General features: G+C 69.2%; 19 protein-coding genes. 4 read left to right on the top strand and 15 right to left on the bottom strand.

Features of this window, described 5'->3' with window-relative positions; all coding sequences use genetic code 11:
- Positions 1–16 precede the first annotated feature (16 nt).
- From H8F24_RS04730 to H8F24_RS04675, 12 genes are all read right to left on the bottom strand, one after another.
- The gene (locus H8F24_RS04730) at positions 17–2416 is read right to left on the bottom strand and encodes a UvrD-helicase domain-containing protein (protein WP_197158034.1); all 2400 of its coding nucleotides are present in this window, start codon (positions 2414–2416) and stop codon (positions 17–19) included.
- Positions 2413–3603, bottom strand: coding sequence for a glycosyltransferase (locus H8F24_RS04725; protein ID WP_197171188.1), 1191 nt, complete (start codon positions 3601–3603; stop codon positions 2413–2415). The genes H8F24_RS04730 and H8F24_RS04725 overlap by 4 nt, the downstream gene beginning before the upstream one ends.
- A 1-nt stretch (position 3604) precedes the next feature.
- Positions 3605–4945 carry a glycosyltransferase gene (locus H8F24_RS04720; RefSeq protein ID WP_197171186.1) on the bottom strand — a complete coding sequence of 447 codons (1341 nt, stop codon included), beginning with the start codon at positions 4943–4945 and terminating at the stop codon, positions 3605–3607.
- A 14-nt stretch (positions 4946–4959) separates the two neighbouring features.
- Positions 4960–6117, bottom strand: coding sequence for a glycosyltransferase (locus tag H8F24_RS04715; protein WP_231598099.1), 1158 nt, complete (start codon positions 6115–6117; stop codon positions 4960–4962).
- Positions 6118–6131: 14 nt separating this feature from the next.
- Positions 6132–7064 carry a sulfotransferase gene (locus H8F24_RS04710; protein WP_197171182.1) on the bottom strand — a complete coding sequence of 311 codons (933 nt, stop codon included), beginning with the start codon at positions 7062–7064 and terminating at the stop codon, positions 6132–6134.
- Positions 7065–7078: 14 nt separating this feature from the next.
- Positions 7079–8107: a hypothetical protein gene (locus H8F24_RS04705; protein ID WP_197171180.1), complete on the bottom strand. Its 1029-nt coding sequence runs from the start codon at positions 8105–8107 to the stop codon at positions 7079–7081.
- 1 nt (position 8108) lies between these two features.
- Positions 8109–8738 (bottom strand): hypothetical protein, encoded by a 630-nt coding sequence (locus tag H8F24_RS04700; RefSeq protein WP_197171179.1) that lies wholly within the window; start codon positions 8736–8738, stop codon positions 8109–8111.
- Positions 8739–8974: 236 nt separating this feature from the next.
- Complete coding sequence (locus H8F24_RS04695) at positions 8975–10156, bottom strand: glycosyltransferase (protein WP_197171177.1); 1182 nt, start codon at positions 10154–10156, stop codon at positions 8975–8977.
- Positions 10153–12009 (bottom strand): ABC transporter ATP-binding protein, encoded by a 1857-nt coding sequence (locus H8F24_RS04690; RefSeq protein ID WP_231598225.1) that lies wholly within the window; start codon positions 12007–12009, stop codon positions 10153–10155. The genes H8F24_RS04695 and H8F24_RS04690 overlap by 4 nt, the downstream gene beginning before the upstream one ends.
- A 71-nt stretch (positions 12010–12080) precedes the next feature.
- Positions 12081–13175, bottom strand: a complete 1095-nt coding sequence (locus H8F24_RS04685; RefSeq protein WP_197158050.1) for a glycosyltransferase — start codon at positions 13173–13175, stop codon at positions 12081–12083.
- 76 nt (positions 13176–13251) lie between these two features.
- Entirely contained in the window at positions 13252–13965 is a 714-nt protein-coding gene (locus H8F24_RS04680; protein WP_197158052.1) for a heme oxygenase (biliverdin-producing), read from the bottom strand.
- A gap of 132 nt (positions 13966–14097) precedes the next feature.
- Positions 14098–14607 (bottom strand): hypothetical protein, encoded by a 510-nt coding sequence (locus tag H8F24_RS04675; protein ID WP_197158054.1) that lies wholly within the window; start codon positions 14605–14607, stop codon positions 14098–14100.
- A 138-nt stretch (positions 14608–14745) separates the two neighbouring features.
- On the opposite strand from H8F24_RS04675, the gene H8F24_RS04670 reads away from it, so the two are divergent.
- The 3 genes from H8F24_RS04670 to H8F24_RS04660 are packed head-to-tail and all read left to right on the top strand — an operon-like array spanning position 14746 to position 18528.
- The gene (locus H8F24_RS04670) at positions 14746–16176 is read left to right on the top strand and encodes an NADP-dependent isocitrate dehydrogenase (RefSeq protein ID WP_197158056.1); all 1431 of its coding nucleotides are present in this window, start codon (positions 14746–14748) and stop codon (positions 16174–16176) included.
- Positions 16173–17519, top strand: coding sequence for a (Fe-S)-binding protein (locus H8F24_RS04665; RefSeq protein WP_197171175.1), 1347 nt, complete (start codon positions 16173–16175; stop codon positions 17517–17519). The genes H8F24_RS04670 and H8F24_RS04665 overlap by 4 nt, the downstream gene beginning before the upstream one ends.
- A 10-nt stretch (positions 17520–17529) precedes the next feature.
- On the top strand, positions 17530–18528 hold the full coding sequence (locus H8F24_RS04660; RefSeq protein ID WP_197158060.1) for a glutathione S-transferase family protein: 999 nt from the start codon (positions 17530–17532) through the stop codon (positions 18526–18528).
- On the opposite strand, the gene H8F24_RS04655 is transcribed toward H8F24_RS04660, so the two are convergent.
- On the bottom strand, positions 18434–19957 hold the full coding sequence (locus H8F24_RS04655) for a four-carbon acid sugar kinase family protein (RefSeq protein ID WP_197171173.1): 1524 nt from the start codon (positions 19955–19957) through the stop codon (positions 18434–18436). The two genes, H8F24_RS04660 and H8F24_RS04655, sit on opposite strands and share 95 nt — an antisense overlap.
- Before the next feature lie 14 nt (positions 19958–19971).
- On the opposite strand from H8F24_RS04655, the gene H8F24_RS04650 reads away from it, so the two are divergent.
- Positions 19972–21153, top strand: coding sequence for an FAD-binding oxidoreductase (locus H8F24_RS04650; RefSeq protein WP_197172006.1), 1182 nt, complete (start codon positions 19972–19974; stop codon positions 21151–21153).
- Here H8F24_RS04650 and H8F24_RS04645 read toward each other — a convergent pair.
- Positions 21150–22046 carry a galactose mutarotase gene (locus H8F24_RS04645; RefSeq protein WP_197171171.1) on the bottom strand — a complete coding sequence of 299 codons (897 nt, stop codon included), beginning with the start codon at positions 22044–22046 and terminating at the stop codon, positions 21150–21152. The genes H8F24_RS04650 and H8F24_RS04645 overlap by 4 nt on opposite strands.
- Positions 22027–22965, bottom strand: coding sequence for an alpha/beta fold hydrolase (locus H8F24_RS04640; protein WP_197172004.1), 939 nt, complete (start codon positions 22963–22965; stop codon positions 22027–22029). The genes H8F24_RS04645 and H8F24_RS04640 overlap by 20 nt, the downstream gene beginning before the upstream one ends.
- Between the last annotated feature and the right edge of the window lie 78 nt (positions 22966–23043).

The following is a 23043-nucleotide window of genomic DNA, read 5'->3' as shown; positions in this document are numbered from 1 at the left end:
TCCCAGGGATCGCCGCTCAGGCCAGCGGCTCGATCGGCGCCAGGCGCGGATCGAGGATCTTCGGGCCCATGCCTTCAAATTTCACGGCGATCGAGATCTTCTCGCCACTGCCGAACAGATGGGTCACATGGCCATCCCCGAAGGCGGCATGGCGCAGCCGGTCACCCACCACCCAGCTTCGGGCCGCACCGGCGCGGCGCCGCACCGCATTGGTGGCGGCGCCGGCCTCCCCACCATCAGCCACGCGGCGGGACTCCTCGCGATCGACACGGGTGAGCCGATCAAGCCGCTGCTCCCGGCGCAGGGCCGCACCGCCGGAGCGCGGAATGTCGCCCTGCACCAGCTCCTCGGGCAGCTCCGAGAGAAACACCGAGGGCACCGCCGGCTCGCGCATGCCGCCCCAGAGGCGCCGCTCGCTGGCATGGGAGAGAAACAGACGCTCCTTGGCGCGAGTGATGCCGACGTAGCAGAGGCGGCGCTCCTCCTCCAGGGCGGCGGGATCCTCCAGGGAGCGGTAGCTGGGGAAGAGGCCCTGCTCCATCCCCACCAGAAACACCACCGGAAACTCCAGCCCCTTGCTGGCGTGCAGGGTCATCAGCGTCACGCGGTCCTGGTCGGTGTCCTTGCTGTCGGCGTCGCTGGCCAGGGCGGCCGAGGCCAGGAACCCCTCCAGATCCCCCTCCTCGTTCTCCTCCTGGTACTGCAAACCGGCATTCACCAGTTCGTTGAGGTTGCGCCGCCGGTCCTCGGCTTCATCGGTGCCGGCGGCGATCAGCTCGGCCAGGTAGCCGCTCTGCTCCAGCACCCGCTGCACCAGCTCAGAGGGAGGAGCGTCCTGGATGCGGCGCTGCAGATCCGTGATCAGTTCATGGAACTGCAGCAGCCCCTTGGCCGAACGGCCGCCGAGGGAGCGCACCGCCTCGGCATCGCTCACCACCTCCCACAACGGAATCCCCAGCTGATTGGAGGCATCGGTCAACCGCTCGATCGTGGTCTTGCCGATGCCGCGGCGAGGCACATTCAGCACCCGCAGCAGGCTCACCGTGTCGGCCGGATTGACCAGCAGCCGCAGATAGGCGAGCACATCCTTGATCTCGCGCCGGTCGTAGAAGCGCAGACCGCCCACCACGATGTAAGGGATCCCCCAGCGCACCAGGGCCTCCTCCATGGCCCGGCTCTGGGCATTGGTGCGATACAGCACCGCCATGTCACCCCAGCGCAGATCGGGATGGGCGGCCTCGAGCATGCGCATGCGGTGCACCACCGCCTCGGCCTCGGCGATCTCGTCGTCACAGCGGGTGAGGGTGATCAGCTCCCCCTCGCCGCGGGTGGGGCGGAGGATCTTGTCGATCCGCTCGCTGTTGTGGGCGATCAGGGCGTTGGCCGCCTCCAGGATCGTGGCGGTGGAGCGGTAGTTCTCCTCCAGCTTCACCATGGTGCTGGTGGACTCATCGGCAGCGCCGTCGCCGAAATCGTCCTGAAACCCCATCAGGATCGTGAAGTCGGCGGCACGGAAGCTGTAGATGCTCTGGTCGGCGTCGCCCACCACGAACACCGAGCGCCCCGCCCACTCCTCAAAGGCGGCGGGGTCGCGCCCATCGGTGACCAGCAGCTTGATCAGGTCGTACTGGGTGCGGTTGGTGTCCTGGTATTCGTCCACCAGCACATGGCGAAAGCGACGATGCCAGTAGTTCCGCACCTGCTCGTTCTGGCGCAGCAGCTGCACCGGGAGCAGCAGGAGATCATCGAAATCGAGGGCGTTGTTGGCGGCCAGGGCGCGGCGATAAAGGCGGTAGGCCTCGGCCTCCTTGCGGCCCCGCACCCCCTCCGCCCTGGCCTCCAGCTGCTCCGGCAGCCAGCCCTGGTTCTTGGCATTGCTGATCGCCCAGCGCACCTTCTTGGGCTCGAACCGCTTCGGATCCAGACCCAGCTCCTGGGTCACGATCTCCTTCACCAGGGTCTGGGCGTCGCTCTCGTCGTAGATCGAGAACTGCCGCGTCCAGCGCAGGCCTTCGGGGTCGTGGAACTTGTCGATATCGAAGCGCAGCAGCCGCGCGAACAGGGCGTGAAAGGTGCCGATCCACAGCTCCTTGATCACCTCGCGGTAGATGCGGCTGCGCAGCTGCTTCTGCTGCACCAGCGGCAGGGTGCTCCAGGGCTGGCCGAACTGGCTCTGGGCCAGCTTCTGGGCCAGCAACAGCTCCAGCCGCTCCTTCATCTCCCGGGCGGCCTTGTTGGTGAAGGTCACCGCCAGCAGATCGGCCGGATCGACGCCGTGGTGGCCGATCAGGTGGGCGATGCGATGGGTGAGGGCGCGGGTCTTGCCGCTGCCCGCCCCCGCCACCACCAGCAGGGGACCGGTGTGGTGGTCCACCGCCCGGCGCTGGGCGTCGTTGAGGCCGGCAAGAAAGCTCACGGGCTGAGGCTATCGCCGGGCAGAGGCGCCGGCGTGGCCGCCACCTGTTCGATCAGGCCCTGCAGGGCCTGCAGGTGGTGCTGCACCGTGAAGTGCTCCTGGCAGCGGCGCCGTCCCGCCGCCCCCAGCCGGCCGGCCAGGGCCGGGTCCTCCCCCAGACGGCGGATGGCCTCCGCCATGGCCGCCACGTCACCCTCCTCCACCAGCAGGCCCGTCACCCCGTGCTGCACCACCTCGGGGATGCCGGCGTGGCGGGTGGCCACCACCGGCAGGCCACTCAGCTGGGCCTCCAGCACCGCCACCGGCGATCCCTCCTGATCCCCATCCGGTGCGGTGAGCGAATGCTGCAGGAAGGCCCGCGCCCCCCGCAGCCGCTCGGCGATGGCCGGCGGCGGCAGCAGGCCGGCGAAGATCACCCGATCGTCGAGGCCGAGGTCGCTGGCCCGCTGACGGGCCCGGGCCAGCAGGGGCCCCTCCCCCACCATCTCCAGCCGCCAGTCGGGATGGCCGGCGCTGGCGCGGGCGAAGGCCTCGAGGCTGAGCAGCGGCCCCTTCTTGGCCACGAAGCGGCCCACCGCCAGGAAGCGGGGCGGAGCGGCGGCCGGATCGGCACCGGCGAAGCGGGCGGGATCGGCCCCCGAGGGACTGATCAGCACCGGCAGGGGCCGCTGGCGCTGCGTCGCCAGGGCCAGCAGGGTGGCGCGCATCGGCTCCGACTTGACCACCACCGCCGCCACCAGCTGCAGCAGGCGGCGATAGCGGGGCCGCAGCGTGGCCAGGTAGCGGCGGGAGGAGGCATCGGAACCGCGGAAATGAACGATCAGCGGCAGGCCGGTGGCGGGCACCAGCTCCATCACCCGCACCGCGTGGAAGCCGAATTCCGCCAGCACCAGATCGGGCCTCTCCTGGCGGCAGATGCGGATCGCCACCTGGGAGGGGAGCCAGGTGCCAAAGCGCTGCAGCGCCTCCAGCGGTACCAGGGCGGCCAGGCGGTAGCAGGCCTTGCTGACCAGGATTGCCAGGCCGTAGGCGAGCCGCAGGGGCGGGCCGCCCCAGGGCCGCTCGTCGCCGCAGTAGGCCACCGTGTCGCAGGCGAGGCCGGCCAGGTTGGCGCGGATGAAGGTCTCCGAGGGCGCCCGCCGCGAGGGGGCGAACACCAGCAGGCGCAGGGGCTTGGGAAGCGCCACCTCAGGCGAGGTTGAGCAGGTCGCGCCAGACCGGCTCGAGCACCGGCCAGTCGTGGCGGCGCAGCAGCGCCGCCGCCGCAGCGCCGCAGCGCCGCTGCAGATCGGGATCCTCCACCAGCTGCTGCAGGGCTGCCGCCAGAGCCGCCGCGTCGCCGGTGCGCACCACCAGCCCGGTGACCCCCGGCTCCACCAGCTCCAGGGGCCCGGGCGAGGCATCGGTGACCACCGACGCCAAGCCGAAGCCCATCGCCTCCAGCAGAGCATTGGGCATGCCTTCGAAGCGGGAAGGCAGCACGAAGATCGGCGCCTGGCGAAAGAAGCGGGGCGGATCGCTGCAGAAGCCCTCGAAGCTCACCTGGGCGGCAATCCCCAGCTGGCCGGCCTGCCGTTCCAGGGAGGCGCGCTCGGGGCCATCACCCACGATCCGCAGCCGCCATGTCTGCCGGATCGGCAGCGGCAGCTGGGCAAAGGCCTCCAGCAGCACGTCCACCCCCTTCTGGGGCACCAGCCGGCAGACCGTGAGGAACTCGCGCGCGCGCTCCGCCAGGGGCAGCCGCTCACCGGGGCGATGGCTCTGGGGCAAGGGGTTGGCCAGCAGGTCCAGCCGCCGGAACGGCTGCGGGAACTGGCGCAGCACCGCCAGCACACCGCTGGTGTTGGCGGTCACCACATCGGCGCGGCCGTAGAGCAGGGGCCGCAGCCGGTTCCAGGGGAAGGGCAGGTGCTGCAGGCGGGGATCGTTCCGCTCCGACACCACCAGATGGATCGGCAGATCCCAGACCGCCAGAGCGGACAGCATGTTGGTACGGCTGAGCAGGGCGAGCAGCCGCTGGGGCCGCTGCCGCTGTACCAGCTGGCGCAGGCGAGCCCCCTGGGGGCCAGCCACGTTGCGGGTCAGCCGCAGCAAGAGGCGCTGCAGGCCGCCACGCCAACCCGTCGCCGGCGGCCAGAGGGGCAGCTGCAGCCCGAGCAGCAGGCGCAGCCCCAGCGGTGAGAGACGGCGCCGGATCCGGCCGATCCAGAGGGCCGCCACCCGCCCAGCGATCGCCAGCGGCGAGCGATCCGAGACATCCACCTCGGGGCCCAGCCGCTGCCGGTCGCTGGCCACCAGCGGGCCCAGATCGATGTGCTCCACCCCGGGCGGAGGCTCCAGCACGGCCGGCTGATCAGGCAGCAGGGTGATCAAGCGCACCCGCAGACCACAGGCCGCGAAGTGCCCCGCCGCCAGCACCGCCACCTTCTGGGCACCACCGGGGCCCAGATGGGGCAGCACGATCCAGAGATCATCCCCGGGGGCTGAGAAAGCGGCGGCAGAGGCGGCGGTGGTCAGGGGCGCGGACATGGCGGAGGCACGGCTCAGGGCAGCAGGGGCTGAAGGGCATCGAGGAACTGCTCCCGCACCGTGGCTTCGCCATAGCGCTGGCGAACGGCGCGGGCCTCGCTGCCAAGGCGCCGCCGCAGAGGGGGATCATCGATCAGCCGCTCCAGTTCACGCTCCAGCAGCGCCGCATCGGCCTGGGCCGGCACCAGCCAGCCATCCTGGCCATGGCGAACGATCTCCTCCGGACCGGTGGGGCAGGCGGAGGCCAGGCAGGCACAGCCGCTCACCATGGCCTCGAGCAACACGTTGGGAAACCCCTCGTAGCGGGAGCTGAGCACAAACAGGTCGCAGGCTCCGTACCAATCGGCCACGTTGCCCACCGGGCCCGGCAGATGCACCCGCTGACGCAGCAGCGGGTCGGCCTGCCATTGCGCCACCAGTTCCGCCACGGCGCGGCGATGGCTGCCGCTGGCCGGATCGAGGCCCAGAATCACGAGATGCCAGCTGGGATGGCGCGGCGCCAGGCGGGCAAAGGCCGCCAGCAGCCGGTCGAATCCCTTCTGGTGGGGCTTGGTGCCCACCGCCAGCATCAGCGAGGCGCCGGCGGGGATCAGGGTGTCGGGGTCGATCCGTGGCGGGAAATCGGCCAGGGGCCAGCCGATCGGGTTCGGCACCAGATGGCAGCGCGACTCCGGCACCGCCTGGGTGGTGGCCAGCCAGGCCAGGGTGCGGCGGGTCTGTACGAGGTGGGCCGCCGCGCGCGGATAGGTGAGCCGGCGCAGCCAGCGCCAGGGCAGGGCGGGCGGCTTGGCGGGCGGATAGTTGCGCTCCGACACCACCACGGCCCAGGGCAGCCCGGCGCTGACCAGCAGCAGCTTGATCGCCGGCAGGGTCGTGATCCCCAGCGCCAGGCAGGGGCGCAGCTGACGCAGCAGCCTGCGCAGCCGCAGCAACCGCCACGGGAAGCCCCACCAGCCAAGGGCCTTGAGCCAGCGGGGCTCGGGCAGCTCGACGCGGCGATCCAGACCGGCGGGCAGGGGGTAGAAATCGCGCTCCGGCCCGTGGCGGGTGAGCAGCAGCACCGGCAGGCCGGCCTGCTGCAACCACTGGGCCCACTGCAGGGTGATGCGCTCGGCGCCACCGGCCTTGAGCGCATCGATGTAGAGCAGCACTGGCCCGGGCGACGGCGGCAACAGGGGATCCCCCATCAATCCCGCCGGCTCCGCGAGGCCCTGCCCCGGCTCCCTGAAGCCATGGCGGCAGGCTTGTAACGCAGCCGCCACAACCGCATCAGCCGCCGACTGGTGAGCCGTCGCTGCCGCAGGCGCACCGGCAGGGTGAACCACAGCACCTGCAGGATCTGCAGAGGGGTGAGTCCACGCCTCCAGGACCGATCGAGCCGGATCGGTCCGCCCGCCTTGAAGCGCATGTCGTTGCCATGGATGTTGCGGCGCGGTCCGTGGCCCCAGTCCATCTGGGCCTCCTCGAAGGGCAGACCGATCGCCGTCATCAGCCGCTGCAGTTCACGGCGCGGTTGGCCGGCGAGGCGCTCGTAGTGCACCAACAGATGGCGGCGGCGATGGAGCAGGTCATCAGCACGGAAATAACCATTGGCGTAGTTGTAACAAACCTCGCGAAGATCAGCGCCCTTCTTGACATAGCTGTGCACCAGTCCCAGGGGGCCGCGCAGCAGATGAATCGGCAGCAGGTCATAGCCGCCGTAAAGCTCCTGGCCCTGGAGAAGATCACGCAACCGCGGCAGACTCTTGGAGGAATCCACGATCGTTCGGCAACCGCTCACCGCCGCCACACTCTCGTAGAGCGCCAGGTTGTGGCCATGGTTCACCCAGGGGTCGACGCTATCGAGCCGCAGGGCGTCAAAGCTCAGGCCCGTACTGGCCCGCAGCTGGTCCTGCACGGACCTCCAGTAGGGACACTCGAGAGGATCGAGGCCATGGCAGCTGCAGCGCTTGCGGCTGCGATCAGTGGCGGAAAGCATCTTGATCTCACCCACACTGGTGAGGCCGGAATGACCGCTGAGCAACAGATCCAGCAGGGTGGAACCGCTGTGGCCGCGACTGGTGATGTAGAGCACCCGCAGGGGCGGCAGCAGGTGCCGGGACTCAGGCGAAGACGACATCAACGCAACCGTCATCAGGATGAAGTGGGCAACCCGGGCAGGGCGGCATCGCGGTAGCGCTGCAGCGCCGGTGCGATCCGGGTGCGAAAGCCGTGGCCATCGACCTTTTTCTTGAACAGCAGCGCCACCAGGGGATAGAGGGGCTCCAGCCGCCGGTCCTCCAGGCTGAGTCCTGTCAGGGCAGCCGCCACCTGGCGCGCGAAACCGGCATGGTCTTCGCGGGCAGGGGAGGCCTGGTGCCGGGGCGACTGGGCCTCCCGCACCACCGCCTCGATGCGGGTCGTCACCTGAGCCAGGGCGGCAGCATCCTGGCGCGACCAGGCCTCCAGCCAGGAGCAGCCGAGGCAACGCAGCAGATTGCTGAGCAGGCGATAGCTCACATCGGCGTCGATCCGATCGAGATCAAGCTGCTCGGCCAACTGGGCAGAACGCCGCGCCACAGCGGAGAAGGCCTGAAAATCCTCCAGGGAGAAGTGCAGGCGCCCCAGCACGGTGTAACAGGAGATCAGCAGCTTGGCCCTGTTCTCCCGATCCTCCCGCCCACAGCTGGGCGTTCCGGGATCCGCCTCCAGCTCTTCGGCCAGCCGGGCGATCGGCGCCACTGCCGCCGCCATCGACTCGGGATCCTGGTCTTCCAGGGTGCGGTAGGCCCAGGCGATGGCGCCATAGGCACGGAAGTGGGCCGGCAGCGGCTCAGCCGCCGCGATCCTCTGCAGCAGCAGGGCATGGTCGCGGGCGTGGGCGGAGCGGAAGCGGCGGCGGAACAACAGGCGATACAACAGCTCGCTGCTGCCCCAGTCGGACCAGAGGCGGATGAACAGTTCCAGGGCCGCTGCGACGTCGCCATCGGCGCAACAGCGCAAGGCCAGGGCTTCGAGCAACAGGGGGGCAGCGCCGGGAGCGCGGCACCAGCGCTCCAGCCAACGCCGGCCCCGGCGCGGCTGATCCAGCCGCTCGCAGATGATCACCACAGCCAGCCGCAACCGGGCCAAAGCCCAGCTCCAGGGGGCCAGGCGCCGCATGCCGGTGGGCCTCACACCCATCTCAGAGGGGCCGCGGCCAGAGCCCGAACCGCAGCAGCAACCGCAGGCGGAAGCGCGCCTGCGCCAGCCGGATCGCCAGCCGCTGCCGGCGGGAGAGCTGACGCCGCCAGCGTTCGTCGAGGCGGATCGTGGAGGCGCGGCTGGTGCGCGTGCGCTTGTTGCCGTTGACGTTGTGATGCTCGTGCCGGGTCCAGTCCAGCTGGTCGGGCTCAAAGGCGAGTCCGGCCGCCTGCATGATCCGCCCCAGCACCTGTTCCGGCTGGCGACAGAGGCTCTCGTAGGACACGAGCAGATGGGGATGATGGCGGAGCAGGTCGTAGCGGGGCCAGAGATTGCGGTGGTAGGTCTCCAGCTCTTCACGCCAGGGGCGTCCCTTGGCGATGTTGGAGCACACCACGCCTTCCGGCCGCCGCACGATGTGCACCGGCAGCACCTGCAGATCGGGGTCCTGCAGCAACAGCTTCAGGCGGGAGAGTTTCTTGGAGGAATCGACGAACACCGCGCACCCTGTCTTCTGCTGCAGCACCGTCAGCAGGCGGCGATTGGCGTCCCGAAACGCTGCCGGTTCGGTGGCGTGGATCTGCAGCTCGGCCAGGGGCGGTGAGCCGGAGGCCTCAAGCCGGCTGGACACGTCCTGCCAGAACAGGCAGGTGGCAAAACTGGATGCCCCGCAGGCACATTCCCCTTCCGATTTAGCGGTGAGTTTATGGATTTCACCCAGGGTCAGGCAGGCAGAATGGGAGCCGATCAACATATCCAGCAAGGTGGAACCGCTATGGCTATTGCTGGTGATGTAGATCAGCTTCAACGGGGGCATCGACGCGTCAGTAACAGAACGAATGAACAGAAAATCGGTAGCAGTCGAGGCTAGCAGTGCCCCTGAGGCTCGCTCTCCAGAAACGCCAGCATGCGGCGACTGCGCTCGCTGTAGGTGACGGAACCGGCAAGTCGCAGGCGCTCGGCGGCGGCGGCAGGGTCAGGCACCAGAGCCTCCGCCACGGCGGCGGCGAAGCTCTCGGCGTCTGGGGCAAGGGCCACCACGGAGGCATAGGGCTCCAGCGCCGGCAGTGGCGTGGCCACCACCGGCAGGCCAGCGGCCAGGTACTCGAAGAACTTCATCGGGAACATGGCGCGGGTATAGGCATTGATCCGCGCCGGAATCAACCCCACCGCCGCCCCCTTGAGATAGGCCGGCAAGGCCCCATAGGGCCGTGGGCCGAGGCGGTGGATGTTGGGGCAATCCGCCAGGGCAGTGATCAGCGTGGCGGGATCCCCCTCACCCACCGCCCCGATCAGCACGATCGACCAGTCCGGATGGCGACGGGCCACGGCAGCCAGCAGCTCCATGTTCATCTTGTAGGTCGCGATCGCTCCCACGAACAGGAGCCGCGGTGCCGGGATGCACCCCAGATCGGCCGGCAGGGGCAAGGCGGGATCCAGTGCCTGGCGGAAATGCTCCACGTCCACCGCATTGGGCAGCAGGGTGCAGCGCCGAGCCAGCGGCCGGCAGCGTTCCTGCAACACCGGGGTGGTGGTGACGACTCCATCCACCTGGTGGCAGAGCTGCTGTTCGTCGCGCCGGATTCGGGGCCCATCCATCCCCGGCTGCGTATCGATGGCATCGACACAGTGATAAAGCGAACGCCGGTAGGCGTGCACCGGCAGCAAGGCCGCCGTGCGGGGGTTGTAGGTCCAGAGCAGATCGCGGCGCAGGCCCAGCTGGAGCCGGGCCAGGGCCAGAGTGGTACGCAGCACGAGGCCATTGAGGCGGTCCACCCACGGCCCTGCTGGCAGGGGCAACTGCAGCGGCGAGATCACCCAGATTCCAGGGCGCACAGGCCGCGGCCTGGGGAAGGACAACCGCAGGCGGCGCCACAACCGGCCCCGATCCCGCTGCCCCAGGGTGGGGGGTCGCAGGCCGAGGGAATCCACATAAAGCACCCGATGACCCAGCTCCGCCAGGCTCACAGCCACGTGCTGTTTGTTGGTCCAGAAGGGATGATCCCAGTCGGCCGTGGCCAGCAGGGTGATGTCGAGGCCGGGGCTCACGAGGCGGCCGCGAGGCTGCGCTCCAGGGTGGCCACCAGTTCCTCAAAGCTGGAGGAAGCAGCCCGCAGCTGCTCGAAATTGCCGGCTGCCTTGATCCGGCCCGCCTCGAATTCGTAGATGCGGTCGCAGCGAACGATCGTGGAGAGGCGGTGGGCGATCACGATCGTGGTGCACCGTCGGCCGATGATCTCGAGCGCCTCGATCACCTCCGATTCCGTCTTGTTGTCGAGGGCGCTGGTCGCCTCATCGAGCAGCAACACCTCGGTGCGCCGGTAGAAGGCCCGCGCCAGTGCAAGCCGCTGGCGCTGGCCACCGGAGAGCCGCAGGCCATCGCGACCGATCGGGGTGTACAGGCCATAGGGAAGTTCGGCCACTACCTCGGCGAGCTGGGCCGATTCCAGCGACTCCCAGACCAGGTTCAGATCCACCTGATCGGGGTCTTCGCCGAAGGCGATGTTTTCCAGAACGCTGCCGCGGGTGAAGCTCACGATCTGGGGCACATAGGAGCAGCAGGACTGCCAGGCCCGGCGATCCTGCGAATCCAGGGGCGTGCCATCAATCAGAAGTTGTCCTTTCTGGGGGGTGAGCAGTGCGAGCAACAGCAGGCCCGTGGTGGTCTTGCCGCTGCCGGTGGACCCCACGAAGGCGACACGGGAACCTACCGGGATGGTGAGGCTGAGATCGGTGATCGTGGAGTGGTTGGTGGTGGGATAGGCATAGGTGATCCGATCCAGCCGGATCGTGCGGCGCGGAATGAAGGCCTGCGGGCTCATGGGAGTGCCTCCCGGCCCCAGAACAGCCGTGGGGATCTCACTACCTTCATCGGCAATCTGCATCAGCTTGAGCAGGCTGGAGATGTTGGGTAGACCGGAGCGGAGCTTGGTGATCGACGCGAAGGTTTCCTGCAGGGCTGGGGTGAGGCGCAGCGAGGCCAGGGCCAGGGTGGCGAGAAAGGGGATGACCTGCTTCACATCGGAGAAACCGCCACCGAGCACCGCCGGAAAGATGGCAAAGGAGAAAATCAGCGTGATGCCAAGCGGCTCGATCGTGAGCTTGGGGAACCAGGGCAGGAGCGTATTAAGAAACTCGAACTTTTTGGCCTCTTGGGCCTTGTCGCGGAAGGAATCGGCATAAAAATCCTCGGCGGCGTAGAGCTGGATCTCGCGGATCATCGTCATCGAGTCGATGAAGGTCTGCTTCATCTGCGAGGCCAGATAGAGCTTCTGTCGCTCTGCATGGCGCAGATAGGGCGTCATGAACACCGAAAAGAGGCCGTAGGCGAGCGTGAGACCAGCGAACAAACCGAGCGCATACCAGCGCCCCACATAGAGAATGCCACCAGTGAGCAACACCACCGAAAAGAACGACGAAAACAACGGCAGACAAGGCCGCAGAATGCCGCGTGTCACCTTGGTGACGTTGGTGAGCAGCTGCGTCGCCAGCTTGGAGTCGTCCTGGGCAAGATGAAACTCGTAGGGAAGATAGAGAATGCCGCGATAGAGATGATCGGTCAGATAGAGCCACATGCGCTCGATGTACTGCTCCTGCGAAATCACCAGCCAGAGGCGCGCCAGCGAGCGGAGCCACGAGATCAGGATGAAGGCACCGATCAGGAAGAGGACAAACTCAAAGCGATCTGAGCCGGGAATATGAATCGGAATGATCTGGCGCTTCGCCTTCGACATCAACAGCGAGGACATCAGCTGGGCCAGAATGCCCACTGACAGGATATCAAGAACACCAGGCAGCACTGCCAAGGGCAGCAGCCAATAGAACTGCCGCCTGAGTGATTTCGGGAGGGTCAGAATGAGCTGCCGAAGCTGATCGAGTGTCTGGCTTTTCGGCAGCCGCACGGAGAACACCTGTGATCTCCCCCAGCTTATGGGGGCTCCCCTGCCACGCCGCCAGGCAACGGGCCAGCCACTTAACCGATCGACCCAAGCTGGCGGGAAAGCAGGCGCCGCAAGCGATCCGCCCGCTGCCGCCAGCGCAGCTGCCAGCGGGGTGGGGCCAGCAGCGGCGGCTCGCCGGCGCTGAGCCTGTCCCAGTGGTGGTTGATCTCCTCCAGGGCATGGCGCCAGCGCCGCCGCAGCTCCGGCTCGCTGCAGGCCTCCAGCAGGGGCTGGAGACGATCCGGGTCAGCGCGCCAGGCGCTGGGATCCCTGACGGCGGCAGTGATCCGCTCCAGATCTGCGGCCAGGCTGCCGGCGCCGATCTGATGGGCAATCGACCCGGGATCAAGGCTGTCGGCCAGGGCGTGGTTGAGGCTGCTGAACACAACGCAGCCGCAGGCGAGAGCTTCGAGCGGCGGCAGTCCGAACCCCTCCGTCAACCCCCGCCCCCGCCAGTAGTCGGCCGAGTCGTAGAGCACCACCGTGGCCCGGTTGAACAGATCCACCAGATCGTCCACCCAGCCGCTCTGCACCTCCACCCGCAGTCCCTGGCGCCGCAGGGCCGGCACTAGTTGCGTGAGCACGTAGGCACTGCTCTTGCGCTGCTGCACCAGCACATCAATCGGGCGGCGGCCCTCCAGCCCATCGCCATCGCTCCCGTCAGAACCGGTCCCATCGCCGCCGGCGGCAGGGCCGCCCGGCCGGAGGCCGCGCTCCATCCAGTCGCGTTCGAGGGCGTTCGGCACCAGAAACAGGGGCTGGCGGGGCGCCGCATCCCCCCAGTAGCCGAGCGTGTTGCGGCTTACCGCCAACACCGGCACGGCGGGAGGCAGGGAGAAGCCATAGCCACTGCTGTGGGCGTGATAGGCCACTGGGCGTCCGCGCAGGCGGCGCAACTGGCTTGGCACCTCAAACCCCCAGCTCACAATCCAGAGGGCCTCGCCGGGCGGCTCCTCCGACGCCAGCAGATCATCGAGGAAGGCCAGGCCCTCCTCCCGCTTGCGGTAGGTCACCACCTCCGCCGGCACGATCTCCTGCAGCAGGCGCAGGGTCTGCAGCTCCACAAGCAAGCCGCCACAGCGGAACCGGCCAGTGGTGCCGGGCAGCAGGAATCTCAGGGGACGCAAGCGCACGGGCTCCAGCAAGGGCGAGTGTGTCGCATCCAGGCCCCGTCCAACGGCAGGGCCTGATCTCAGCCGGGCCTCAGGCCGCCACCACTTCAGTGCTGCCGGTGCGTTGGCGACGGGTGAGGAAGCCGAACAGCACCTTGCCGATGGCGGCGATGAGGTTGCCCTCCAGTTCCTGGAACATCACCATGTTGAGGTGGAACGCATGGTTGGCCTCCTCGACGATGCGATCGGCCATGGCCTGATCGATCGGCAGATGGTCCAGGGTGGCGCGGTAGTTGACCTTGAAGGCCTTCTCGTCGTCGATGGCGTCGAACTCGTAGAAGCGGAGGCCGTCGTGCTCGCCCAGGTTCATCGCCTTCTGGGCGATGTTCTTGAGGATCTGCCCACCGGAGAGATCGCCGATGTAGCGGGTGTAGTGATGGCCCACCAACAGCTCGGGGGTCTCACGGGCCACCTGACGCACCCGGTTGACGTACTCCACGGCACCGGGGGTGGGCTGCAGCTGCTGGCGCCAGTCGGAGCCGAAGTAGAAGGCCATGTCCTGCTCCAGCACCGCCTTGCGGTTGAGGGCGTCGAAGGCGATCGGGCCCACCACCGGATGGTCCTTGAGGCGGCCGATCTCCTCCTCCATGGCGCTGTAGAGGACGTAGAGGTTGGCGACGAGCCGGCGATAGCTCATCTTGTCCACCACCCCCTTGAGGAAGCAGCTCACAAAACCGGTGTTCTCGGCCATGGTGTGGGACTTCTTGGTTCCCTCACGCAACTGAGAAGCAAGCGCGACAGACATCAATCCGGAAAGCTGCATAGCCAGTCCAAGCAAGTTAGGCGCAGCCTTCCCAGCGGCGGCGACAAGGTTGCGAAGGATTACGTGGGCAGCGCCTGCCCCAGCCCTGCGCCGCAGCCCCAAACCCAACGGGGATCAGGCGGCTCGCCGATCGTCACCGGCTTCCGGGGGGCCGCCGTCGGCATCGGAGTCGCTGCTGCCGAGGGACTGGGCGCCAGCACCGAACAGATCGAACAGTTCGCGGCAGAGCAGCTGCAGGGTCTGGACCACCTCAGGACTGGGCAGGTGGCTGCCGGAGGGTTGCCACTCCCCCAGCGTGGCCAGTCGCCAGCGCTCCGATTCATAGGTGAGGCCGCGGATCAGAACCCCCAGCAACCGCGGCCGGCTGCGGGCGACCGCCGCCTCCGGCGCCCGCTCCAGCCGCAGCTGCAGCAGCAGCGAGCGGCATTGGGTGCGAGGGCTCCAGCCGGGGAAATGGAAGGAGAGATCCAGCGATTCCCGCTCGTTGAAGGCACGGGTGAGGGGATCGTCCCGCCAGGGGGTGAGGTTGGCGCGGGCCGCGGGGAAATGGCCCCGCACCAGGGTGACCACCGAGGCGATCGCCTGAGCCAGTTCCAGCGATCGTGCCTGATCGGCGGCGTTCATGCCGTTCCCCGGGAGCAGAACCAGATCATGGCCAAAACCTAGGCTCAGCCGGTCGGTCCATGCTGCGGCGCCCCGGCCGGTCGCGCCAGCCATGGTGGGCTGATCCCCATCAACCCCGGTCCCTTCACCCCCTCGCGCATGGCCACCTACGAGAAGCTCACCGCCCCCAGCAGCGGCACCGCCATCCGCTTCGAGAACGGTCAGCCGGTGGTGCCCAGCGACCCGATCATTCCCTTCATCCGCGGCGACGGCACCGGCGTCGACATCTGGCCCGCCACCCAGCGGGTGCTGGATGCGGCGGTGGCCAAGGCCTACGGCGGTGAGCGTCGCATCGAGTGGTTCAAGGTGTTGGCCGGCGACGAGGCCTGCGACCTCTACGGCACCTACCAGTACCTGCCCCAGGACACGCTCACCGCGATCGAGGACTACGGCGTGGCGATCAAGGGGCCCCTCACAACGCCGATCGGCGGCGGCATCCGCTCCCTCAACGTGGCCCTGCGCCAGATCTTCGATCTTTACTGCTGCGTTCGTCCCTGCCGCTACTACAACGGCACCCCCAGTCCCCACAAGCGGCCCCAGGACCTGGATGTGATCGTCTATCGGGAGAACACCGAAGACATCTACATGGGGATCGAGTGGGAGGCCACCGATCCAGTCTGCATCGAGCTGATCGAGCACCTCAATGACACGGTGATTCCCGCCAATGGCAAGCTCGGCAAGCGCCGCATCCCTGCCGGCTCGGGCATCGGCATCAAGCCGGTGAGCAAGGACGGCACCCAGCGGCACGTCCGCAAGGCGATCCAGCACGCCTTGGGCCTGGAGGGCTCGAAGCGCCATGTGACCCTGGTGCACAAGGGCAACATCATGAAGTTCACCGAGGGGGCCTTCCGCGACTGGGGCTACGAGCTGGCCACCACCGAGTTCCGCGACGTCTGCGTGACCGAGCGGGAAAGCTGGATCCTCGACAACCTCGCCCGTAACCACGGCCTCACGATTCAGGACAACGCCCGCCTGATCGAACCCGGCTACGACAGCCTCACGCCGGAGAAGAAGGCAGCAGTGGATGCTGAGGTGAAGCAGGTGCTCGACGCGATCGGCGAGAGCCACGGCTACGGCAAATGGAAGAGCATGGTGCTGGTGGACGACCGCATCGCCGACAGCATCTTCCAGCAGATCCAGACGCGGCCCCAGGAGTATTCGGTGCTCTGCACCCTCAACCTCAACGGCGACTACATCTCCGATGCCGCCGCCGCCGTGGTGGGTGGCCTCGGCATGGCGCCGGGCGCCAACATCGGCGACAACGCCGCCATCTTCGAGGCGACCCACGGCACGGCGCCCAAGCACGCCGGCCTCGACCGGATCAACCCCGGCTCGGTGATCCTGAGCGGCGTGATGATGCTCGAATACATGGGCTGGCAGGAAGCCGCCGACCTGATCACCGCGGGGATCAGTGCCGCGATCGCCAATGGGGAGGTCACCTACGACCTGGCCCGGCTGATGGAACCGCGGGTGGAGCCGGTGAGCTGCTCGGGCTTCGCCGAAGCAGTGGTGCGGCACTTCGGGGGATGAACGCCACCGACCCCTGCGTGCACTGCGGCTTCTGCCTGCCCACCTGTGCCAGCTACCGGGTGCTGGGCACGGAGATGGATTCGCCGCGGGGTCGCATCCACGCCCTCAAGGCGATCGCGGCCGGCGAGCTGGAGCTCGATGCCACGGTGGCGGGCCATTTCGACAGCTGCCTCGGCTGCTTCGCCTGCGTCAGCGCCTGTCCCTCCGGCGTGCGCTACGACGAGCTGATCGAGGCGACCCGGCCCCAGCTCAACGCTCCGGAGCTGCGCACCCCGGTCCAACGCAGCTTCCGCCGCCTGCTGTTCGCCCTGCTGCCCTACCCCCAACGGTTGCGGGCCCTGCTCACGCCCCTGCGGGCCTATGCCGGCACCCCCCTGCAGGCCTTGGCGCGCCGCAGTGGCCTGCTCCGCCTGCTCGGCCCCCAGATCGAGGCGATGGAGCGGCTGCTGCCGCCCCTGCCCGCCGAGAGCTTCGCGGACGGCTTCCCGCTGGTGGTTCCGGCGATCGGTCAGCGCCGCTACCGGGTGGGGCTGGTGCTCGGCTGTGTGCAACGCCTCTTTGATCCGGCGGTGAATGCCGCGGCGGTGCGGGTGCTGCGTGCCAACGGCATCGAGGTGGTGATCCCCCCGGCCCAGGGCTGCTGCGGCGCCATGACCCACCACCAGGGCGAAGAAGCGTTGACCCGCAGCCACGCCACGGCCCTGATCGACAGCTTCGCGGCGGTGGTGGGCCCAGGGCGGCCCGCCGGAGCCGAGCCGCTCGATGCGGTGCTGGTGGCGGCCTCCGGCTGCGGCCACACCCTCAAGCACTACGACGCGCTGCTGGCCAGCGAACCGGCCTGGGCCGCCCGTGGCTCCGCCTTCGCCGCCGGTGTGGCCGACCTGCAGGAGTTCCTGGAGCGGGTGGGCCTGAGCGACGCGTTCCGGCAAGGCCTGCAGCCCCTGGACCATGCCGATGGCAGCCGGGCCAGCGCCGATCGCCCCCTGCGACTGGCCTATCACGATGCCTGTCACATGCTCCATGGCCAGGGCATCCGTGAGCAGCCCCGGGCCCTGCTGCGTGCCATTCCCCATGTGGAGATCCGTGAGGCGGTGGAGGCGGGGGTGTGCTGCGGCAGCGCCGGCATCTACAACCTGGTGCAACCGGAGGAGGCCGCCGCCCTCGGACGGATCAAGGCCGACGACCTGCGCGGCACCGGAGCCGATCTGGTGGTGAGCGCCAACATCGGCTGCAGCCTCCAGATCCGCCGCCACCTGGACGACACACCCGGTGGGGCGGCCCCGCTGCCGGTGGTCCATCCGGTGCAGCTGCTGGAGCGCAGCTTCCGCGCCAGCGCTACCTGAGGAGAAACACGTGGGCGTTCTGGTGGATGGGGCCTGGCAGGATCGCTGGTACGACACCAGTGCCAGCGGCGGTCGCTTCGTGCGGGACAGCGCCCGTTTTCGCAACTGGATCACACCGGACGGTTCCGCCGGCCCGAGCGGTGAGGGCGGCTTCCCCGCCGAAGCAGGCCGCTACCACTTGTACGTATCGCTGGCCTGCCCCTGGGCGCACCGCACCCTGATCGTCCGGGCGTTGAAGGGCCTTGAGGATCTGCTGCCGATCTCGGTGGTGCACTGGTTCATGGGCGAGCACGGCTGGACCTTCGATCCAGGCCCCGGCGTCATCCCTGACCCCGTGTGCCAGGCGCGCTTCCTGCATCAGCTCTACACCCAGGCCGATCCTCACTGCAGCGGCCGCGTCACGGTGCCGCTGCTGTGGGACCGGCAGCGGGGCACGATCGTCAGCAATGAGTCGTCCGAGATCATCCGGATGCTCAACTCCGCCTTCGACCAGCTCGGGGCCCGGCCGGGCGACTACTACCCCGAGCCCCTGCGCCCCGCGATCGACCGGCTCAATGCCCGGATCTACGACACGCTGAACAACGGCGTCTACAAGTGCGGCTTCGCCACCAGCCAGGCCGCCTATGAGGAGGCATTCGAGCCCCTGTTCGCCACGCTCGACTGGCTGGAGCAGCACCTCAGCCAGCACCGCTATCTGCTCGGAACCCAACGCACCGAAGCCGACTGGCGCCTGTTCACCACCCTGGTGCGCTTCGATCCGGTCTACGTGGGGCACTTCAAGTGCAATCGTCGCCGCCTGGTCGAGTATCCCCACCTCTTCGCCTATGTGCGCGAGCTGTATCAGATGCCCGGCATCGCCGCCACGGTGGACTTCGATCACATCAAGCGGCACTACTACCAGAGCCACCCCACGATCAACCCCTCCGGCGTGGTGCCCCTGGGTCCATCCATCGATTTCCAAGCGCCCCATGGGCGGGAGCGGCTCGCCCCTCCATCCACAGCCAGCTGAGGTGCAAGGTGTCTGCGTCGCCGAGATTGCCCGGGAAGGTGAGCAGCGGCAGGCCCGCCAGCGGACCACAGGCACCCGCTGGCTGCACCAGTGACAACCCCGGCAGCAGCTGGCCGCGCAGATCCACCGCCGCCAGATCCAGTCCATCGGCCAGCAGGGTGTGGGTGGTGATACCGCCCTTGCTGATCAGATAGCCGAGATCCGGCGCCAGGCTGGCTGCCAGCCGGGCCATCAGGGCCGCCAGTGCCAGCCCGAAGGCGCGGCGCTCGGTGGCACTCCGGCAGAGCAGCTCCCCGCGGCTGCTGAACAGCACCGGCGTGCGGCCGCTGGTAAGGATCCGCCGCAAGGCCTGCCGCCAGTCCTGCTCGAGCGAGGCCAGCAGCGGCGCCGGCAGCGGCCCCTCCAGCACACGGGCCAGGCGGCGCACCTCCACCTCCACGCCGGCGCAGGCCGGATCGGCGAGCAACCGCTCCAGCTGGGCATCGGCCAGGGGAACGTGGGAGCCCACCAGCACCAGCCCCGGCAGCGGCGTGCCGGCGCGATCACAGCGGCGCAGGGCCGCCAGGCCGCCGGCATCCAGTGGCGGCGGCGGCAGCTCCGCCAGGCCATTCAGCAGGCTGGCGGCGGACTGGAACAGGAACCGCCGCGGCCGGCCCCATCGCTCTGCGGCGGCTGGAGCCGTGAGCTGCCGCAGCGCGGCTCCCAGGGCCAGCAGGTGCTGCGGCCGCTCCGCATCCACCACCACCACCGGATTCCCCTGGAACGCCGCCAGCTTCCGCAGCAGGGCCTGGTCTCCTCCATGTCCAGCACCATCCTCTGCGTGCCCTTCGTCTGCAGAACCCGCCGCTGCCTCAGCTCCTGCCGCCGCCTCCAGCTCCCGCCAGCCGATGCGCTCCACCTGATCGGCGCGGATCCGCCCGGCGCTCTTCTCCTCCACCCAGGCCGGCAGGTCGCTGGTGCCGTAGCCGAACAGGCCATCGCGGGCGAAGGCCGTGCGGTGCACCGGTTCCCCATGCAGGAGATGCACCCCATCCACCGTGGTGCGTCCCCCCGGCAGGAAGGCGGGTGCCAGAACCGTGGCATCGAAGGGACCCAGTTCCGCCGCGATCACCTCCACCTCCAGGGGGAAATGGCTGCGCAGGGTGGAATCGCCGCGGCTCACGATCAGCCAGGCACCGATCCGGCCGGCAGCCACCGCCTCCTCCAGCAGCGGCCGCAGGCAGCGGCAGAGCTGCCGCACCCGCTGCCGCGCCGCCTCGGGATCAAGGGCGCGGGTGTTGGCCAGCAGAAACAGCAGCGGCGCGGGATGGGCCAGCGCGGCCCGCAGGGTCCCGGCGTCCCAGCGCAGCAGCAGGGGGCAGCTGTGCACCGTCTGGGATCCGGTGGGATCGTCGTCGAGCACAACGATCTTCAGGGGTGCGTCCGCCATGGCACCATCGTGCCGTGATCAGTCCTGAGCCCCACGAGCTGCCCGATCTGGTGCGGGATCTGCATCAGCGGGCCTTGCCGTGGCTGCCGGCGGGCCAGGCCAGCCGGCTGACCTGGGGGCCAGCGGTGGAGCCGGGCAGCACGGTGCTGAGCTGCCGGCGGCTGAACCGGGTGCTGGAGCACAACCCCGGCGATTTCACCATCACCGTGCAGGCCGGCACACCACTGGTGGAGGTGCAGGAGGCACTCAACCACCACCGGCAGTGGCTGGCCGTCGACTTCCCCTGGGGCCGAGGCTCGTCCGGCTCGATCGGGGGCCTGGTGGCCCGCGGCCTGGCTGGTGGCTTCCGCCACCGCTACCTCGGCATCCGCGACCAATTGATCGGCATCGGCCTGCTACGGGCCGATGGGGTAGCAGCCAGGGCCGGCGGCAAGGTCGTGAAGAACGTGGCCGGCTACGACCTGATGCGGTTGTTCTGCGGCAGCTGGGGCTCCCTCGGCCTGATCACCGAACTCACCCTGCGCACCCTGCCCCTGCCGCCCCAGCGCCGCGGGCTCTGGATCCAGGGTGATCTGGCAGCCCTGGGGCGGCTGAGCCGCTGGCTGCTGCGCTCCAGCCTCACCCCCGAGCGGGTCGACTGGTGGAGCGGCCCCCTGGCCGCCCAGGCCGGCCTGGCGGATCAACCGCTGCTGCTGCTCAGCCTGGCCAGCGTCAGCCCCCAGACCCTGGAGGAACAGATCGCCTGCCTGGGCGAGCAGGCCCTGCAGGCCGGCCCGCTGCACTGCCAGCCCCTCGATGGCGAACGGCTCGAGGCCCTGCAGGCGATCGGACAGGGCCAGACCACCGCCGAACCGGCCTGGCTGCTGCGGCTGGGTGTGAAGCCCGGACAGGCCGAGCAGCTCCTGGCTGCCCCCTGCCTGCGGCAGCTGCCCCTGGTGCTGGGCGCCGGCAGCGGACTCGGCCTGGCCTGGGCCGCACCAGACGCGTGCCTGCCCGCCTATCGGGTCGAGGAGCTGCGCCGCCTCTGCAAGGAGCTGGGCGGCTACCTCACGGTGCTGCTGCAACCAACCGGCGCCGGCCTGGCCGCCTGGGAAGACGCCCCCTCCCGCCCCCTGATCGAAGCGGTGAAGCGCCAGTTCGACCCCAGACAGCTGCTGGCCCGCGGCCGTCTGCCGGGGGTGAGGCCCCTGACTTAGGAACGGGCCGGCGGCTGCACCACGTAGCGGCAGCGCAGCGTCTGGGAGGTGCCGGGCTCCAGCTCCAGCCGCCGCTGGGAGGCCGGATGGCCGGGCTCCAGGGCACCGCGCTCCGCCGTCCAGGGCTCCAGGCAGACCATCGCTCGCGGCGGATCGCTCCACACCACCGCCAGATCGAAAGGCGGCTCGGTCTCCAGCAGCACCTCCGGCGCGCCGCCGCCGGGGTGGAGCGTCACCGGCCCGGCGGGATGGGCCAACAGATCCACCCCGGCCGCCAGCCGGTCGAGCAGGGCCTCGGTGCTGGCCTCGGCGCCGGCCGCCTGGTCGCGGCAACAGGGCGGCAGGCCCGTGAGGCTCGCCTGCGAAAGGACCGGCACCGCCAGGTAGGGGTGCAACCCGAAGGCGAAGGGCATGGGCGGATCCAGGGGCCCACCCGTGTGGGAGACCGTGGCCTCGATCGCCAGGGCTCCCGGTTGCAACCGCAGCTCCAACGCCAGCCGGAAGGAGAAGGGATAGTGGGCTCGGGTGGTGCTGGGTCCATCCTCCAGGGTGAGGCGAACACCGCAGCCATCCGGCAGAGGATCGAGGCCCCAGGGCAGATCGCGGGCAAAGCCATGCTGGGAGAGCGGATAGCGCCCCTGGGGCAGCACCAGTTCGTTGCCGGCCAGATTGCCGCAGATGGGAAACAGCACCGGCATCCCTCCCCGCACCGACAGGGCGGGATCGGCGAACCGTTCCGCGTCGAAGTAGAGGATCTCGCGGCCGCCCCAGGGCCCATGGCAGAGCCAGCCGGTCAGCAGGCCGCCCCGTTCGGGTACCAGGCGCAGGGCATCGCCGCTGATCGGGTCGGTGAGGAGCCAGTGGGGATAGGGCTCAGAGCACGGGCGCAGCATCCGGCCGGGGATCCGCGGGCATCCCGACCGTAGGCGGAGTCTGCGCCGCCGGCAGCGCGGCCAGCCACGCGAGCAGGGCCCGGTTCACCTGATCGGGCACCTCATCGTGGGGGCAATGGCCGGCCTCCAGCACCACCTCACTGGTGGCCGCCGGCGCGTGGCGCTGGAAGGCGGCGCGGCGACCGGCGGCGTTGATCCAGGGATCGCGGATCCCCCAGAGCAGCAGCAGCGGTGCCTCCAGCTGGGCGAACAGCTCGTCCAGCGGCTGACCGCGGGGGATGTCGAACACGGTGCGGAACACCCCGAAGGCACCGGGATCGAGCGACGGGCGCCGGATCGCTTCGACCAGCTCCTCATCGACGTTGGTGCGATCCACATACACCTGCCGCAGGGTGCGGCGGATCGTGGAGGGTCGACGCAGATTCTCGAACAGCAGGCGCTGCAGCACCGGGCTGCGCAGCAGGGCGCCGCCGATGGTGCGGCGGGCGATCGCCCCCCAGCCGGCGGGCGGAACCTGCTCGTCGCTGAAGGGGCCGGCCGCATTCAGGAGCACCACGCCAGCGGCCTGATCCCCCAGGGCCGCCCCAGCCGCCAGGGCCGCGAAGCCACCCAGGGAGTTGCCCACCAGCACGGTGGGGCGTCCGATGCGCTCCTGCACGTAGGCGCAGAGCTGGTCGCACCAGAGGGCGCCGCCATACTCCGGCCCGGCCGGCTTGGCACTGCGGCCGAAGCCCAGCAGATCGATGGCATGCACCTCGTGGTGCTCCGCCAGCACCGGGATGTTGTGACGCCAGTGATCGGTGGAAGCCCCGAAGCCATGCACCAGCAGGATCGCCGGCCCCAGCGGCCTGTCTGGAGAGCGGCGCAGGCAGTGGATCGCATGGCCGCGGAATGACCAGGGCGGCGGGCAGGACCGCATGGGTTCGGCCGGAGAGAACACCACGGCAAGGCGTTGGGTGGTCGATGCTAGGCAGCACCGATGGGCTCACGCTCTGCC

Origin of the sequence: Synechococcus sp. CBW1002, from assembly GCF_015840915.1 — a bacterium.
Lineage (GTDB): Bacteria > Cyanobacteriota > Cyanobacteriia > PCC-6307 > Cyanobiaceae > CBW1002.
The sequence above is the reverse complement of the archived record's forward strand: the minus strand, read 5'-3'. Positions and strand labels throughout refer to the sequence as shown.

Excerpts from the sequence above, each read along its gene's own strand:
- H8F24_RS04720 (WP_197171186.1), bottom strand. The coding sequence starts at position 4,945 with ATGTCCGCGCCCCTGACCACCGCCGCCTCTGCCGCCGCTTTCTCAGCC.
- H8F24_RS04710 (WP_197171182.1), bottom strand. The coding sequence starts at position 7,064 with ATGTCGTCTTCGCCTGAGTCCCGGCACCTGCTGCCGCCCCTGCGGGTG.
- H8F24_RS04705 (WP_197171180.1), bottom strand. The coding sequence starts at position 8,107 with ATGGGTGTGAGGCCCACCGGCATGCGGCGCCTGGCCCCCTGGAGCTGG.
- H8F24_RS04680 (WP_197158052.1), bottom strand. The coding sequence starts at position 13,965 with ATGTCTGTCGCGCTTGCTTCTCAGTTGCGTGAGGGAACCAAGAAGTCC.
- H8F24_RS04675 (WP_197158054.1), bottom strand. The coding sequence starts at position 14,607 with ATGAACGCCGCCGATCAGGCACGATCGCTGGAACTGGCTCAGGCGATC.
- H8F24_RS04670 (WP_197158056.1), top strand. The coding sequence starts at position 14,746 with ATGGCCACCTACGAGAAGCTCACCGCCCCCAGCAGCGGCACCGCCATC.
- H8F24_RS04665 (WP_197171175.1), top strand. The coding sequence starts at position 16,173 with ATGAACGCCACCGACCCCTGCGTGCACTGCGGCTTCTGCCTGCCCACC.
- H8F24_RS04655 (WP_197171173.1), bottom strand. The coding sequence starts at position 19,957 with ATGGCGGACGCACCCCTGAAGATCGTTGTGCTCGACGACGATCCCACC.
- H8F24_RS04645 (WP_197171171.1), bottom strand. The coding sequence starts at position 22,046 with ATGCTGCGCCCGTGCTCTGAGCCCTATCCCCACTGGCTCCTCACCGAC.
- H8F24_RS04640 (WP_197172004.1), bottom strand. The coding sequence starts at position 22,965 with ATGCGGTCCTGCCCGCCGCCCTGGTCATTCCGCGGCCATGCGATCCAC.